This is a genomic window from Streptomyces sp. NPDC127038 (genome assembly GCF_042725875.1).
GTDB lineage: Bacteria > Actinomycetota > Actinomycetes > Streptomycetales > Streptomycetaceae > Streptomyces.
This window is the reverse complement of the sequence record NZ_JBHXDQ010000025.1, coordinates 1-13,188: the sequence shown is the minus strand read 5'-3', so window position 1 is coordinate 13,188 and position 13,188 is coordinate 1. Positions and strand designations below refer to the sequence as shown.

The following is a 13,188-nucleotide window of genomic DNA, read 5'->3' as shown; positions in this document are numbered from 1 at the left end:
GGGCCACAGCCGTACGGGACGGGAACCGGCGTCAGACGGAACGGAACGCCAGGACCACGTTGTGCCCGCCGAAGCCGAACGAGTCGTTCAGCGCGGCGATACGGCCCTCGACGGGCAGCTTGCGGGCCTCGCCACGGACGATGTCCGCGGCGGCCTCGGCCTCGGGGTCGAGGTTCTCGACGTTGATGGTCGGCGGGGCGAGCCGGTGGTACAGGGCGAGCACGGCCGCGACCGACTCGACACCGCCGGCACCACCGAGGAGGTGACCGGTCATCGACTTGGTGGCGGAGACCGCGAAGTGGTCGGCGTGGTCGCCGAACACCTTGCGCAGCGCCTTCAGCTCGGCCACGTCACCCGCGGGCGTCGAGGTGGCGTGCGCGTTCACGTGCACGATCTCGGCCGGGTCCAGGTCCGTGTTGTCGAGCAGGCTCTGGAGGGCGTGCGCGATGCCGCGGCCCTCCGGCTCCGGCTGCACGATGTCGTGGCTGTCGGCCGAGATGCCCTGGCCGACCGCCTCCGCGTAGACGCGGGCGCCACGCTTGGCGGCGTGCTCGGCGGACTCCAGGACGACGACACCGGCACCCTCGCCGAGGACGAAGCCGTCACGGGCGACGTCGTAGGGGCGCGAGGCACCCTCGGGGTCGTCGTTGTTCTTGGACATCGCCATCATGTTGCCGAACGCGGCGATGGGAAGCGGGTGGATGGCCGCCTCGGTGCCACCGGCGACGACGACGTCGGCGCGGCCCGTGCGGATCATCTCGATGGCGTAGCCGATGGCCTCGGCGCCGGAGGCGCAGGCGGAGACCGGGGTGTGCACACCGGCGCGGGCGCCCACGGCGAGACCCACGTTGGCGGACGGGCCGTTCGGCATCAGCATCGGGACGGTGTGCGGGGAGACCCGGCGTACGCCCTTCTCCTTCAGCACGTCGTACTGGTCGAGCAGGGTCGTGACACCACCGATGCCGGAGGCGATGACCGTGCCCAGCCGGTCGGGGTCGACACTCGGGTCCTCGCCCGCCTTGTCGGTGAAACCGGCGTCGGCCCAGGCCTCCTTGGCCGCGATCAGCGCGAACTGCGCCGAGCGGTCCAGACGGCGGGCCTGCGGGCGGGGGATGACCTCGCCCGGCTCCACGGCGATCTGCGCCGCGATACGGACGGCCTGGTCGGCGGCCCACTCCTGCTCGAGGGGGCGGACGCCGGAGCGTCCGGCGATCAGGCCCTCCCAGGTAGAGGCTGCGTCGCCACCCAGCGGTGTGGTTGCGCCGATACCGGTGACGACCACGGTGCGATTGGTCGGGCTCACGGGAATTCTTTCTCCAACGGATACGAGGATTCAGCGGCGCCACCGCCGGGTGGCGGGGCATCAGCCAGGGCGAACCGGGGCACGCGGCCCCGGTCACCCGGACGGTCGGCCCAGGTGACCGGAAGGTCAGGCCTGGTGCTCGAGGATGTAGGCGGTCGCGTCGCCGACGGTCTTGAGGTTCTTGACGTCGTCGTCCGGGATCTTGACGTCGAAGCGCTCTTCGGCGGCGACGACGACCTCGACCATGGACAGCGAGTCGACGTCCAGGTCGTCGGTGAAGGACTTGTCCAGCTGGACGTCCTCGGTGGGGATCCCGGCGATCTCGTTGACGATCTCGGCGAGACCTTCGACGATCTCTTCCTGAGTGGCGGCCATGTCAGGCGCTCCTTCGGTGTGTTTCCAGAGGGGTGGCGATTTTCCGTACGGACCGGATGATCCGGTACGGAGTGCCTAGGGGAGGGTAACGACCGTCGCGGCGTACACGAGACCCGCCCCGAAGCCGATGACGAGCGCGGTGTCGCCGCTCTTCGCCTCACCGGTCGCCAGGAGCCGCTCCATCGCGAGCGGGATCGAGGCGGCCGAGGTGTTGCCGGTGGTGCGCACGTCACGCGCGACCGTGACGTGTCCCGGCAGTTTCAGCGTCTTCACCATCGAGTCGATGATCCGCTCGTTGGCCTGGTGGGGAATGAAGACATCCAGGTCGTCCGAGCTGATCCCGGCCGCGTCCAGCGCCTGCTGTGCGACCTTCGCCATCTCGAACACGGCCCAGCGGAACACCGCCTGGCCCTCCTGCGTGATGGCAGGGAACTTGATCTCGCCCTTGGAGTCGAGCGGAAGCTGCGAGACGTCGCCGACCTTGAAGCGGTCCCACGGCACGGTCTGCTTGATCGTGCCGGCCTTGTCGCCCTCGCTGCCCCAGACGGTGGGGCCGATGTGCGGCTCCTCGGAGGGGCCCACGACGACCGCGCCCGCGCCGTCGCCGAACAGGAAGGCCGTCGCGCGGTCCTCCAGGTCGGTCAGGTCGGACAGCCGCTCCACGCCGATGACGAGGACGTACTCCGCCGAACCCTCGACGATCATGCCCTTGGCGAGGGTCAGGCCGTAGCCGAAGCCCGCGCAGCCGGCCGAGATGTCGAAGGCCGCGGCCTTGTTCGTGCCGAGCTTGTCGGCGATCTCGGTGGCGATGGCCGGGGTCTGGGCGAAGTGCGACACGGTGGAGACCACCACGGCGCCGATCTGGTCGGCGTCGATCCCGGCGTCGGCGATGGCCTTGCCGGACGCCTCGATCGACATCGCGGCGACGGTCTCCTCGTCGGAGGCCCAGTGCCGGGTCTCGATGCCCGAACGCGAACGGATCCACTCGTCGGACGAGTCGATCGTCTCCAGGATCACCTCGTTGGGCACCACCCGGACGGGACGGTAGCCGCCGACGCCGAGGATGCGCGCGAACGGAGCGCCCTTGGGTGCCTTGATCTTCGACATGCTCTCGGGCTCCTCAGGCGGCGCCGTGCTCGGCGATGAGCTCGCGAGCCGCGTCCAGGTCGTCGGGGGTCTTCAGGGCCAGCGTCGGGACGCCGGGCAGGGCGCGCTTGGCCAGACCGGTCAGCGTGCCGCCGGGGCACACCTCGATCAGCGCGGTCGCGCCGAGCTCCTGGAAGGTCTCCATGCACAGGTCCCAGCGGACCGGGTTGGCGACCTGGCCGACCAGCCGCGCGACGACGTCAGCGCCGGAGGCCACGACCCGGCCGTCACGGTTCGAGACGTACGTGAACCGGGGGTCGGCCGGCGTCAGGGCCTCGGCGGCCTCGGCAAGCGCCTCGACCGCGGGGGCCATGTGGTGCGTGTGGAACGCGCCCGCCACCTTCAGGGCCACCACGCGACGGACACCCTCGGGCTTGTCGGCCTCCAGCGCGGCGAGCTGCTCCAGCGTCCCCGCGGCCACGATCTGGCCGGCGCCGTTCACGTTCGCCGGGGTGAGACCCAGCTTCTCCAGGTGCTTGACCGTCGTGTCCGGGTCCCCGCCGAGCAGCGCCGACATACCGGTCTGCGTGACGGCGGCGGCGTCGGCCATCGCGAGGCCGCGCTTGCGTACGAGCGTCAGCGCCTCGGTGTCGCCGAGCACTCCCGCGAACGCGGCGGCGGTGATCTCGCCGACGCTGTGACCCGCGACGGCACCGGGGGTGACGTCACCGAGGGCCTCGGCGGACAGGAGCCCGGCCGCGACCAGGAGGGGCTGCGCGACGGCCGTGTCACGGATCGCGTCCGCGTCGGCCTGCGTGCCGTAGTGGGCAAGGTCCAGCCCGATGGCGTCCGACCACGCGGCGAGGCGTTCGGCGGCACCGGGGAGGTCGAGCCAAGGAGTCAGGAAGCCGGGCGTCTGAGCGCCCTGGCCGGGAGCGACGAGTACGAGCACTCTCACACTCTCTCTTGTGGACGGCCACGGCCGCCCGTGGGGACAGGGACGAAGAACACGAGGGGGAATTGTAGGTCCCCGACAAAAGCCTATGTTTGTGGATCTCCATCGGCCAGACGCCCCAGGATCAGCGCGATCCGCAGCGTGAACGCCGACCGAACATCGGAGGGCGACCATCCGGTGACGTCAGTCACACGTCGCAGCCGGTAGCGCACGGTGTTGGGATGGACGAAGAGCATCCGGGCCGCGCCTTCGAGGCTGCTCGCCTGCTCCAGATAGACGCTGAGCGTCTCCAGCAGCGCCGAGCCCGCCTCCTCCAGCGGTCTGTAGATCTCCTCCACCAACTGCTCACGGGCAGCCGGGTCTCCGGCGATCGCGCGCTCCGGCAGCAGATCGTCCGCCAGAACCGGGCGCGGGGCGTCCTGCCAGGCGAAACACGCCTTGAGTCCGGCCGCCGCGGCCTGCGCGGACCGGGTCGCGGCCAGCAGATCGGGCACGATCGGCCCGGCGACGACCGATCCGGCGGCGTACGGGCCGATCAGCGACTTGGCGACCGCGAGCGGGTTGTCGCTGCCGCCCGCGATGACGACCAGCCGGTCCCCGAGCACCCCCGTCAGCACCTGGAGCTTGGCGTGCCGCGCCGCCCGCCGGATCGCCTCGACCGTCAGCTCGCTGTCACCGTCGGGCGCCGTGCCCAGCACCACGCAGACATGTTCGGGCGAGTTCCAGCCGAGCGCGGCGGCCCGGGAGACGGCGCCCTCGTCGGCCTCACCGGAGAGCACCGCGTTCACCACGAGGGACTCCAGACGGGCGTCCCAGGCGCCGCGCGCCTCCGCCGCCTGCGCGTACACCTGGGCGGTGGCGAAGGCGATCTCTCGGGCGTAGACCAGCAGCGCCTCGCGCAGCACGGACTCGTCGCCGGGGGCCGCCACCTCGTCGATGGCCGATTCCATGACCTCGATTGTCGTCCGCACCATCTCCACCGTCTGGCGCAGCGTGATGGCCCTGGTCAGCTCGCGTGGCGCGGTGCCGAAGACATCGGTGGAGATGGCCTGCGGAGCGTCCGGATGACGGAACCACTCGGTGAAGGCCGCGATACCGGCCTGGGCCACAAGACCGATCCACGACCGGTTCTCCGGTGGCATGGCCCGGTACCACGGCAGCGTCTCGTCCATCCGCGTGATCGCCTGGGCGGCGAGACTGCCGGCCGACTTCTCCAGCCGCTTGAGGGTCGCGGTGTGCGAGTCGACGTCGTGCGCAGTGCGCTCGGTGTTGCTGGCTTCGGGTTCGGGCACGGGACAAGACTGCCTTATCCGGACGCAGCCGTGCGGCGGCGGGTCGCATGTAAGAGAGGCCGCTTCGCGGGGCCGGGCCAGGGCCTGTCGTTTGGATCACGCGGCGGGGCGCGGGGCAGGGCAACGTGTCTTGGTGCCACCTGATCCAAACGACAGGCCCTACCGTGGAGAGGTGATGGACGTCCGCCGCGCCGACGAGCGCTACCGCGGAGGGGACCCGGCGGCCGGGATCTCCTCGCTCCACGCCTTTTCCTTCGGCCCGCACTACGACCCCGACAACCTCCGCTTCGGCGCGGTGATCGCCTGCAACGAGGAGCGGCTGGCACCCGGCGCGGGTTTCGACGAGCACCCGCACAGTCACACCGAGATCATCACCTGGGTGGTGGAGGGCGAGCTCACCCACCGCGACTCGGCCGGGAACGAGTCGGTGCTGCGCCACGGTGACGTGCAGCGGCTGAGCTCCGCCGGAGGTGTCCGTCACGTCGAGCGCAACGACGGCGAACTCCCCCTCGTCTTCGTGCAGATGTGGCTGGCGCCGGTCGAGCCCGGCGGCGATCCCGCGTACGAGACCGTCCGCGGCATCGCCGACTCCACCCCGTACGCCGTTCCCGAGGCGGGGGCCATGCTGCATGTGCGCCGGCTGACGGCGGGCGAGCGCACGGCCGTCCCCGACGCGCCCTGGGTCTACGTCCATGTCGTGCGCGGCGAGGTCCGGCTGGACGGCGTGGAGCTGGGGGAGGGGGACGCGGCCCGGCTCACCGGGGCGAAGGACCTGGAACTGGTCGCGGGGGCACCGGCGGAGCTGCTGGTGTGGGAGATGGCCGTCGGCTGAGACCGGGGCGCGCCGGGACCCGGCGGCCTGCGCCGCGGCCGTGCTGCGGCGGGCAAGGGCCGGTCTCAGGAGGCGAGTTCGGCCAGCACCGCGTCCGTGAACGGCGTCCACGCCTCGATCGCCCAGGGCCCGAAGTTCCGGTCGGTCAGCGCGACGCAGGCGGCGCCCGCGACCGGGTCGACCCACAGGAACGTACCGGCCTGACCGAAGTGGCCGAAGGTGCCGGGCGAGGACGAACTCCCCGTCCAGTGCGGGGACTTGGAGTCGCGGATCTCGAAGCCGAGCCCCCAGTCGTTGGGGTTCTGGTGGCCGTAGCCGGGCAGCACGCCCTTGGTCCCGGGGTACTGCACGGTCATGGCCTCCGCGACCGTGCGCGGGTCGAGCAGCCGCGGTGCCTGGAGCTCGGCGGCGAAGCGGACGAGGTCGTCCACCGTCGAGACGCCGTCCTTCGCCGGTGAACCGTCCAGCGTCGTCCCGGTCATGCCGAGCGGTTCGAGGACCGCCTGGCGCAGATACTCCGCGAAGGGCATGTCCGCCGCCTTGGCGATGTGGTCCCCGAGCACCTCGAACCCGGCGTTGGAGTACAGCCGCCGCTGCCCGGGCGTGAACGTCGCCCGGTGCTCGTCGAAGGCGAGGCCGGAGGTGTGCGCGAGCAGGTGCCTGACCGTCGAACCCTCGGGCCCGGCGGGTTCGTCGAGCTCGATCGCCCCCTCCTCGTACGCGACGAGCGCGGCGTACGCGGCGAGCGGCTTGGTGACGGAGGCCAGCGCGAACCGGTGCCCGCCCGGCCCGTGGGAGCCGGCCACGGTGCCGTCCGCGCGGACGACCGCGGCCGCCGCGGTGGGAACGGGCCAGTTCGAGATCAGCGCCAGGCTCTGCAAGGACATGACCCGAGCCTAAGCCGGTGGGAGGGACAGCCGCATCGAGGGGTCGTTCTTGCGAACGAAGCCGAGGGCCCTGTAGAGCGGCTCGGCCTCGGCGGACGCGTTGAGGTCGACCTGGGGGACCCCGCGCTCGCGGAACCAGTCGAGCAGGGCCTCCATGCCGGCGCGGGCGTAACCGCGGTGCCTGGCGTCCGGATCGGTGGCGACGCTGAAGACGTGGCCGACCGCGCCGAGCGGATTGCCCGCCCGCCCGATCCGATAGTCGATCGTCCCGGCGACGAGGGCCGCGAGGGCTCCGGGCCGGTCCGGGTGGTCGATCACGAAGGCGGCGAAGGAGCCCTCGGTGTCGGCGAGCCTCTCCCGGACGGTGGGCAGCGACTCGGCGTGCCAGGAACTGGGGGAATCGGCGTCGAAGACCGCGTGGATCATCACTTGGCGCAGGCGCAGCACTTCCGGCGCGTCCTCGGGCGTGGCACGGCGTACGAGACTCATGATCGGCACGGTAACCACCGCCTCCCGGTCATGTCCCGGCCTTTTCGGCGGGTTCGGCTTGCCTGGAGTGCGCTCGAAGGTTTTAGCGTGGGGGCATGACGGTGATGGAGACCACAGCCGAGGCCACCGGGACCGACACCTGCGCCGAGCCTCCCGAGCGCGAGGCGCGGCGCCCCGACGGCCGGGACAACTACACGATCAGCGAGGTCGTCGCCTTCACCGGCCTCAGCGCGCACACCCTGCGCTGGTACGAGCGCATCGGGCTCATGCCGCACATCGACCGCTCGCACACCGGCCAGCGCCGCTACAGCAACCGCGACCTGGACTGGCTGGGCCTGGTCGGCAAGCTCCGGCTCACCGGGATGCCGGTCGCCGACATGGTCCGCTACGCGGAGATGGTGCGGGCAGGCGACCACACGTACATGGACCGCTACGAACTCCTGGAGGCCACCCGCCGGGACGTCAGGGCCCGGATCGCCGAGCTCCAGGACACCCTCGCGGTGCTCGACCGGAAGATCGGCTTCTACGGGGACGCGAGCCGCGCGCTCGCCTCGGAACGGTCCTGACGGCTCACGCGCGCGGAAGGCCGGCACCCCGGGGGTGCCGGCCTTCCCTCGTTCGTCACAGCTGGGCGAGCAGTTCCGCCTTCTTGACGGAGAACTCCTCGTCCGTGAGGAGCCCGGCCTCGTGGAGCTCCCCGAGATGCCGGATGCGGTCGGCGATGTCGGCCGGGTCGCGGTGCGGGGCCGGGAGCGCGCCCGTCGGAGCGGGGCTCGCGGAGCGCGTGGCGGCCAGCACGGCCGCGGCGAACGGCAGCGACTCGTGGACGGGCCCGTACCCGAGCCCGAAGACGACCGCCGCCGGGTCCTGGTCCGCCTGCGCGGGATGCGCCGGCGCGGGGTCCCGCCGCAGCAGCCGCAGATGGCCCTCGAACACCTCGGGGGAGCGCCATTCGACCCCGCACAGCGCGGAGACCGGGAAGGTCTGGTCGCCGGCCTTCCACTTCGCCGAGGACGCACCCGTCCAGAACCACCGGAAGGACACCGTCTTGCCGTCGAAGGACGCCTTCCCGTCGTAGGCCTTGAAGACCAGCGGGCCCTCGGGCGGCTTCACGAGGAAGCGCTCGGCGGGTTCGTCGTCCGCCGTGAGCCGGCCGCGCAGCTCGTCCGCGTAGTACTCCGCGAGCGTCTCGCGGTCGGCCGGCAGCACCAGCCGGTACGGGTCGCACCCCTCCTTGAGCTGTCCCGCGGCCGCCTCCATCAGCGGATCGGCGCCCGGCCTCGGCACCGCACGCAGAACGACCGTGCCTCGCTTCCCGGGCGTCAGCGTCACCGCCGCGATCGCCTCCAGGGGGATACGGCGTTCACCGAGCGCCTGGAACAGCTTCGGTGTGCGGATCCCCCGTTCGAAGCGGATGAGCACGGAGTCGGACTCGAACTCCCAGGCGGCATGAAAACCGGCCAGTACGTCACCCATGCGGGCCATCGTATGCGGCACGCAAGCCTCCGTCGCCTCTCTGGGCGGACCGCAGTTTTTCGTCCTCTACGCGCGTCAGGCCGACGCACCGGCGGACAAACCCGTCCGACAGGCGTCGTCGTCGCGCGCGCAGCTGACATCGCGGTACGCGCCGATCCCGATCTCCGCGAAGTTGCGGAGACTCTCCGTGCCCGGCTGGAAGTAACCGGCGTGGCCCTTCGCCCCCTCGGCGGACAGCACACGGGCCCCGAACCCCTTCGACACCGGGTCCGCCCCGTGCCCGAGACCGCCGACCTCCAGGTGCGGCACGTCCTGGATCCAGTCGTCCGCGTCGCGCATGGCCCAGACCCGGGCGCTGGTGTGCAGGTTCGCCGCCTTCGCCGCCCGCATGCCGGGGCTGCCCGCCACGGCTATGTCGGAGACCCGCGAGGGCAGTGAGGAAGCGGCCACCCCGCACAGCACCGAGCCGTAGCTGTGGCAGTACAGCGCCACCTGCGAGCGGCCCGGCAGGGCCCGAACCAGGGCGTTCAGCCGTACCGCGCCCTCCTCGGCCCGCATGGCGGTGGCCGAGTCGATGCCCAGTCCGCTGGGAGCCGTGTAGTCGGCCCACGCGATCACGGCCGTACGCGCGGCCGGGTCCGCCGAGCGCTCCTCCTTGTACAGGGCGCCCGCCATGCCCACGGGCGCCGAGTACTCCTTGTACGTGCGCTGGAAGGTGAGCAGGTCGGTGTCGACACCGGGGACCACGACCGAGACGCGCTGCGCCTTGTCGAGGTCGCCGAAGACCTCCGCGACCCGGCCCGAGCCGTTGGGGTCGAAGGCGAGGATCTTGCGGCCCTTGTCGAGCAGCGCTTCGTAGCGGTGCATCCGGCGGCCCGCGTCGTACTGGCCCGCCGAGGAGAGCCGGTCGTCGTGCATGCGCCGGCGTTCCACCGTGCGCTCGTGCTTGAGCGCGACCCGGTTCGCCGCGTAGCGCAGGGTGACCGGCGCTCCGTTCATGTTGCCGACCGCGAGCGGATAGCGGTGGGCGAGCTCCGAACGCTGGTGTCCGTCGAGCGTGCCGAAGAACTGGGCCAGCAGGCCCGGATCGGAGGCGGGATCGGGCAGCTTGTGCCCGGCCACGCTGCCGTGCGCCCACGCGGAGCGGGACGCCTGGAGCGCCGAGGCGGCCCGGTGGCTGTGGATCGCGGTCCAGCCACTGGTGGCCAGCATCACGAAGACCACGGCCAGCGCGAGCAGTGCGCGCCAGACGTTGAGTTGGGGGGTGGTGTCGAAGGAAGTCACTGAGAGGACACCCTAGGAGAAGTGGAGAGCCTCCCGTTAAACGAGTGACGGGGATCACGTTTCTGGTGGGGTAATTGGGGCAAACCGGGTTCAGTTTGAGTTAAATGGTCACGCTCTGTACCGACATTTCTGACACGCGTGTGCGATATGTGACGCTGTGCATGGGGGTGTTGTGATTCCCCGGGCCCCCGGTGGAACGCATCGCGCGCACACCCCCCGTTCAACGGGCGCGGACGGGCGCGAGGTTCCGTACGGGGGCGCGATGACCCTCCGAGGTGACGCGACGGTGACGTAATGTGACGAGACGTCACCAGCCGTCACCGTGGCGCGGGGCCCCACTTCTCCGCCAACGCGGGCCCCAACTGGTCGAGATAGGACACGGTCAGTTCGCGGATCGCCCCGACGCTGATGTCCTCGCCCGCACCCCACAGCCGTCCCGTGACCCGCATCACGCCGCCGAACACGGCGACCGCGATGCGCGGGCGCGGGTCCGCGTCCACGTCGAGGCCCTCGCGTTCGGCGATGAGCCGGGCGATCTCCTCCTCGATCTCCTCCGAGCGGCGCAGGTGCACCGCGAGCAGGGCCGGGGTCGACTCGATCAACTGGTAGGTGCGCATGTGCAGTTCGATCGGCACCACCTCCTCGATCGCCTCGCCGATGGTGTCCCAGCTCTCCAGGACCGCACGGCGCAGGGCCTCCAACGGGGCCTCGTGGGCGGGTCGTTCGCGCACGGCGGCGAGGAAATGCGACTCGCTGAGCCGCTGGAGGAACAGGGCCGCGTCCTCCTTGCCGGCGAAGTAGCGGAAGAAGGTGCGCTGGGAGACCTCGACGGCCTCGGCGATCTCGTCGACGGTGGTCCGCTCGTACCCCTGCGAGGTGAACAGTTCGAGGGCGGCCCGCAGCAGCGCGTCCCGGGTGCGCTGCTTCTTGCGTTCCCGCAGCCCGGGCCGCGGCGCGTGCGCCGGGGGGACCGTGTCCGTCATGGTGCCGTGTTCTCCCCTTCGCCAACAGTTCGCCCTGTTCAGCCTATCTGTGAGTGACGTGACAGTTACCGACTTGTGAATCCGTTTGTCAATTGTCAGTGGCTGTCACTAGCCTCCGGCGCATGACTAGTCAGACCACCATCGAGACGACGGGACAGGGGGGCGAGGCAGCCGCCGCTCCGGCGGACGGCGCGCCCGCCCGGGGCCTGCGCGGGCACCCCTGGTTCACCCTCATCACCGTCGCCGTCGGGGTCATGATGGTGGCCCTGGACGGCACCATCGTGGCCATCGCCAACCCGGCCATCGCCAAGGACCTCGGCGCGACCTTCGCCGACGTCCAGTGGATCACCAACGCCTACTTCCTCGCCCTCGCGGTCTCCCTGATCACCGCGGGCAAGCTCGGCGACCGCTTCGGCCACCGGCAGACGTTCCTGATCGGCGTGACCGGCTTCGCCGCCGCGTCCGGGGCGATCGGCCTGTCGCACAGCATCGCCTTCGTGGTCACCTTCCGTGTCTTCCAGGGCGTCTTCGGCGCGCTGCTGATGCCGGCCGCGCTCGGCCTGCTCCGTGCGACCTTCCCGGCCGAGAAGCTGAACATGGCCATCGGCATCTGGGGCATGGTCATCGGCGCCTCCACCGCGGGCGGCCCGATCCTCGGCGGTCTGCTCGTCCAGCACGTCAGCTGGCAGTCGGTGTTCTTCATCAACGTGCCGGTCGGCCTGATCGCCCTCACGCTCGGCCTGCTGATCCTGCTCGACCACCGCGCCGAGAACGCCCCGCGCTCCTTCGACATCCTCGGCATCGTGCTGCTGTCCGGCGCGATGTTCTGCCTGGTGTGGGCCCTGATCAAGGCCCCGTCCTGGGGCTGGGGCGACGGCAGGACCTGGCTCTTCATCGGGCTGTCCGCCCTCGGCTTCGCGCTGTTCTCCGTCTGGGAGACCCGCGTGAAGGAACCGCTGATCCCGCTCGGCCTCTTCCGCTCCGTCCCGCTCTCGGCGGGCGTGGTGCTGATGGTGCTCATGGCCATCGCCTTCATGGGCGGCCTGTTCTTCGTGACGTTCTACCTCCAGAACGTGCACGGCATGAGCCCGGTCGACGCCGGTCTGCACCTGCTCCCGCTCACCGGCATGATGATCGTCGGCTCCCCGCTCGCGGGTCTGGCCATCACCAAGCTCGGCCCGCGCATCCCGCTCGCCAGCGGCATGGCCGCCACCGCGATCGCCATGTACGGCATGTCGACGCTGAAGGCCGACACCTCCAGCGGTCTGATGTCCATCTGGTTCGCCCTCCTCGGCTTCGGCCTCGCGCCGGTCATGGTCGGCGCCACCGAGGTCATCGTCGGCAACGCCCCGATGGAGCTCTCCGGCGTCGCCGGCGGTCTCCAGCAGGCCGCGATGCAGATCGGCGGCAGCCTCGGCACGGCCGTCCTCGGCGCCGTGATGGCCTCCAAGGTCGACAGCGACCTCGGCGGCAACTGGACCGCCGCCAAGCTGCCGCCGCTCACCCCGGCCCAGCTCGACCAGGCCTCCGAGGCGGTCCGGGTCGGCGCGGCACCGGTCACCAAGGAGACCCCGGCCGCCATCGCCGCGCAGATCACCGACGTCGCCCACGAGACGTTCATCTCCGGCATGAGCCTCGCCTGCCTCGTCGCCGCGGGCGTCGCCGTGGTGGCCGTCTTCGTCGCCCTGCTCACCAAGCGCGGCGAGAACGCGGAGGCGGGCGCGGGAGTCGGCCACATCTGACCCCGCGTCCCGCCCCCGGCAGACCCGCCCGGACACGGGCGGGTCTGCCGGCGTGAATCGGGGGTACCCGGTCCTTCGACCCGAACCGACCGACAGGTCACGGGAGTTCAGGAGTTGACGATGGCGGGCTTCGGAAACGGTACGCGCAGGTACCCCCGTTCACGTGGCCGTACAGGATCACGGACCGGGCCGGACAGCGCGACCCTGGGGATCATCGGCGTGGTGTGCGCGGTGGCCGGCTTCTTCACGCTGGGCATCGTGCTCGGACCGGCCGCGATGGTCTGCGGATGGCTCTCCATGGGCCGCCGCTGGACCGGATCGGGCCCCGTGCCGGCGCTGGTGGCCCTGGCACTGGGAGCGATCGACACCCTCCTGGCGGTCGTCTGGCTGGCGGGCGGCGCGGGCAACGGCCTGCTCTGACACCGACGCCGGCACCGCGACCGGGCACGACCCGGCATCCGTGGGCCCTCGCGCCGCTCCGAGC

The 13,188-nt window shown here is 71.3% G+C and carries 14 protein-coding genes; 4 read left to right on the top strand and 10 right to left on the bottom strand.

What is annotated here, in order from left to right; genetic code table 11:
* Positions 1-31 precede the first annotated feature (31 nt).
* From fabF to ACFWI4_RS19085, 5 genes are all read right to left on the bottom strand, one after another.
* Positions 32-1,303: a beta-ketoacyl-ACP synthase II gene (gene fabF / locus ACFWI4_RS19105; protein ID WP_385396964.1), complete on the bottom strand. Its 1,272-nt coding sequence runs from the start codon at positions 1,301-1,303 to the stop codon at positions 32-34.
* 126 nt (positions 1,304-1,429) lie between these two features.
* The gene (locus tag ACFWI4_RS19100; RefSeq protein WP_339129164.1) at positions 1,430-1,678 is read right to left on the bottom strand and encodes an acyl carrier protein; all 249 of its coding nucleotides are present in this window, start codon (positions 1,676-1,678) and stop codon (positions 1,430-1,432) included.
* Positions 1,679-1,753: 75 nt separating this feature from the next.
* Entirely contained in the window at positions 1,754-2,785 is a 1,032-nt protein-coding gene (locus ACFWI4_RS19095) for a ketoacyl-ACP synthase III (RefSeq protein WP_385396960.1), read from the bottom strand.
* Between the two features lie 13 nt (positions 2,786-2,798).
* Positions 2,799-3,716, bottom strand: a complete 918-nt coding sequence (locus ACFWI4_RS19090) for an ACP S-malonyltransferase (protein WP_387197429.1) — start codon at positions 3,714-3,716, stop codon at positions 2,799-2,801.
* Between the two features lie 89 nt (positions 3,717-3,805).
* A complete protein-coding gene (locus tag ACFWI4_RS19085; RefSeq protein WP_385396956.1) occupies positions 3,806-5,011 on the bottom strand; it encodes a PucR family transcriptional regulator in 1,206 nt (401 codons plus the stop codon).
* A gap of 175 nt (positions 5,012-5,186) precedes the next feature.
* Here ACFWI4_RS19085 and ACFWI4_RS19080 point away from each other — a divergent pair, with 175 nt between their 5' ends.
* Complete coding sequence (locus tag ACFWI4_RS19080; RefSeq protein WP_387197613.1) at positions 5,187-5,843, top strand: pirin family protein; 657 nt, start codon at positions 5,187-5,189, stop codon at positions 5,841-5,843.
* 65 nt (positions 5,844-5,908) lie between these two features.
* Here ACFWI4_RS19080 and ACFWI4_RS19075 read toward each other — a convergent pair whose 3' ends face one another.
* Positions 5,909-6,730, bottom strand: coding sequence for a serine hydrolase domain-containing protein (locus ACFWI4_RS19075; RefSeq protein ID WP_387197426.1), 822 nt, complete (start codon positions 6,728-6,730; stop codon positions 5,909-5,911).
* A 9-nt stretch (positions 6,731-6,739) separates the two neighbouring features.
* Entirely contained in the window at positions 6,740-7,219 is a 480-nt protein-coding gene (locus ACFWI4_RS19070; RefSeq protein WP_387197423.1) for a GNAT family N-acetyltransferase, read from the bottom strand.
* A 95-nt stretch (positions 7,220-7,314) separates the two neighbouring features.
* Between ACFWI4_RS19070 and ACFWI4_RS19065 the strand changes: the two genes are divergently transcribed.
* On the top strand, positions 7,315-7,785 hold the full coding sequence (locus tag ACFWI4_RS19065) for a MerR family transcriptional regulator (protein WP_385396950.1): 471 nt from the start codon (positions 7,315-7,317) through the stop codon (positions 7,783-7,785).
* Positions 7,786-7,840: 55 nt separating this feature from the next.
* Here the strand turns inward: ACFWI4_RS19065 and ACFWI4_RS19060 are convergent, their stop codons facing one another.
* The 3 genes from ACFWI4_RS19060 to ACFWI4_RS19050 all read right to left on the bottom strand — a co-directional run bounded on the left by ACFWI4_RS19060 (position 7,841) and on the right by ACFWI4_RS19050 (position 10,962).
* Positions 7,841-8,695, bottom strand: a complete 855-nt coding sequence (locus ACFWI4_RS19060; protein WP_385396948.1) for a DUF4429 domain-containing protein — start codon at positions 8,693-8,695, stop codon at positions 7,841-7,843.
* Positions 8,696-8,770: 75 nt separating this feature from the next.
* Positions 8,771-9,979 carry an alpha/beta hydrolase gene (locus tag ACFWI4_RS19055; protein ID WP_387197418.1) on the bottom strand — a complete coding sequence of 403 codons (1,209 nt, stop codon included), beginning with the start codon at positions 9,977-9,979 and terminating at the stop codon, positions 8,771-8,773.
* 317 nt (positions 9,980-10,296) lie between these two features.
* Positions 10,297-10,962, bottom strand: coding sequence for a TetR/AcrR family transcriptional regulator (locus ACFWI4_RS19050; RefSeq protein ID WP_387197415.1), 666 nt, complete (start codon positions 10,960-10,962; stop codon positions 10,297-10,299).
* Between the two features lie 122 nt (positions 10,963-11,084).
* Here ACFWI4_RS19050 and ACFWI4_RS19045 point away from each other — a divergent pair, with 122 nt between their 5' ends.
* Together ACFWI4_RS19045 and ACFWI4_RS19040 are read left to right on the top strand one after the other, a co-directional pair.
* Positions 11,085-12,704 (top strand): MFS transporter, encoded by a 1,620-nt coding sequence (locus ACFWI4_RS19045; RefSeq protein ID WP_387197412.1) that lies wholly within the window; start codon positions 11,085-11,087, stop codon positions 12,702-12,704.
* 120 nt (positions 12,705-12,824) lie between these two features.
* Positions 12,825-13,124 carry a small hydrophobic protein gene (locus ACFWI4_RS19040; protein WP_385396940.1) on the top strand — a complete coding sequence of 100 codons (300 nt, stop codon included), beginning with the start codon at positions 12,825-12,827 and terminating at the stop codon, positions 13,122-13,124.
* Positions 13,125-13,188 lie beyond the last annotated feature (64 nt).

What these genes read in the sequence shown, in the direction of transcription:
- ACFWI4_RS19100 (WP_339129164.1), bottom strand. Translation starts at nt 1,678, where the DNA reads ATGGCCGCCACTCAGGAAGAGATCGTCGAAGGTCTCGCCGAGATCGTC.
- ACFWI4_RS19095 (WP_385396960.1), bottom strand. Translation starts at nt 2,785, where the DNA reads ATGTCGAAGATCAAGGCACCCAAGGGCGCTCCGTTCGCGCGCATCCTC.
- ACFWI4_RS19080 (WP_387197613.1), top strand. Translation starts at nt 5,187, where the DNA reads ATGGACGTCCGCCGCGCCGACGAGCGCTACCGCGGAGGGGACCCGGCG.
- ACFWI4_RS19075 (WP_387197426.1), bottom strand. Translation starts at nt 6,730, where the DNA reads ATGTCCTTGCAGAGCCTGGCGCTGATCTCGAACTGGCCCGTTCCCACC.
- ACFWI4_RS19070 (WP_387197423.1), bottom strand. Translation starts at nt 7,219, where the DNA reads ATGAGTCTCGTACGCCGTGCCACGCCCGAGGACGCGCCGGAAGTGCTG.
- ACFWI4_RS19065 (WP_385396950.1), top strand. Translation starts at nt 7,315, where the DNA reads ATGACGGTGATGGAGACCACAGCCGAGGCCACCGGGACCGACACCTGC.
- ACFWI4_RS19060 (WP_385396948.1), bottom strand. Translation starts at nt 8,695, where the DNA reads ATGGGTGACGTACTGGCCGGTTTTCATGCCGCCTGGGAGTTCGAGTCC.
- ACFWI4_RS19050 (WP_387197415.1), bottom strand. Translation starts at nt 10,962, where the DNA reads ATGACGGACACGGTCCCCCCGGCGCACGCGCCGCGGCCCGGGCTGCGG.
- ACFWI4_RS19045 (WP_387197412.1), top strand. Translation starts at nt 11,085, where the DNA reads ATGACTAGTCAGACCACCATCGAGACGACGGGACAGGGGGGCGAGGCA.
- ACFWI4_RS19040 (WP_385396940.1), top strand. Translation starts at nt 12,825, where the DNA reads ATGGCGGGCTTCGGAAACGGTACGCGCAGGTACCCCCGTTCACGTGGC.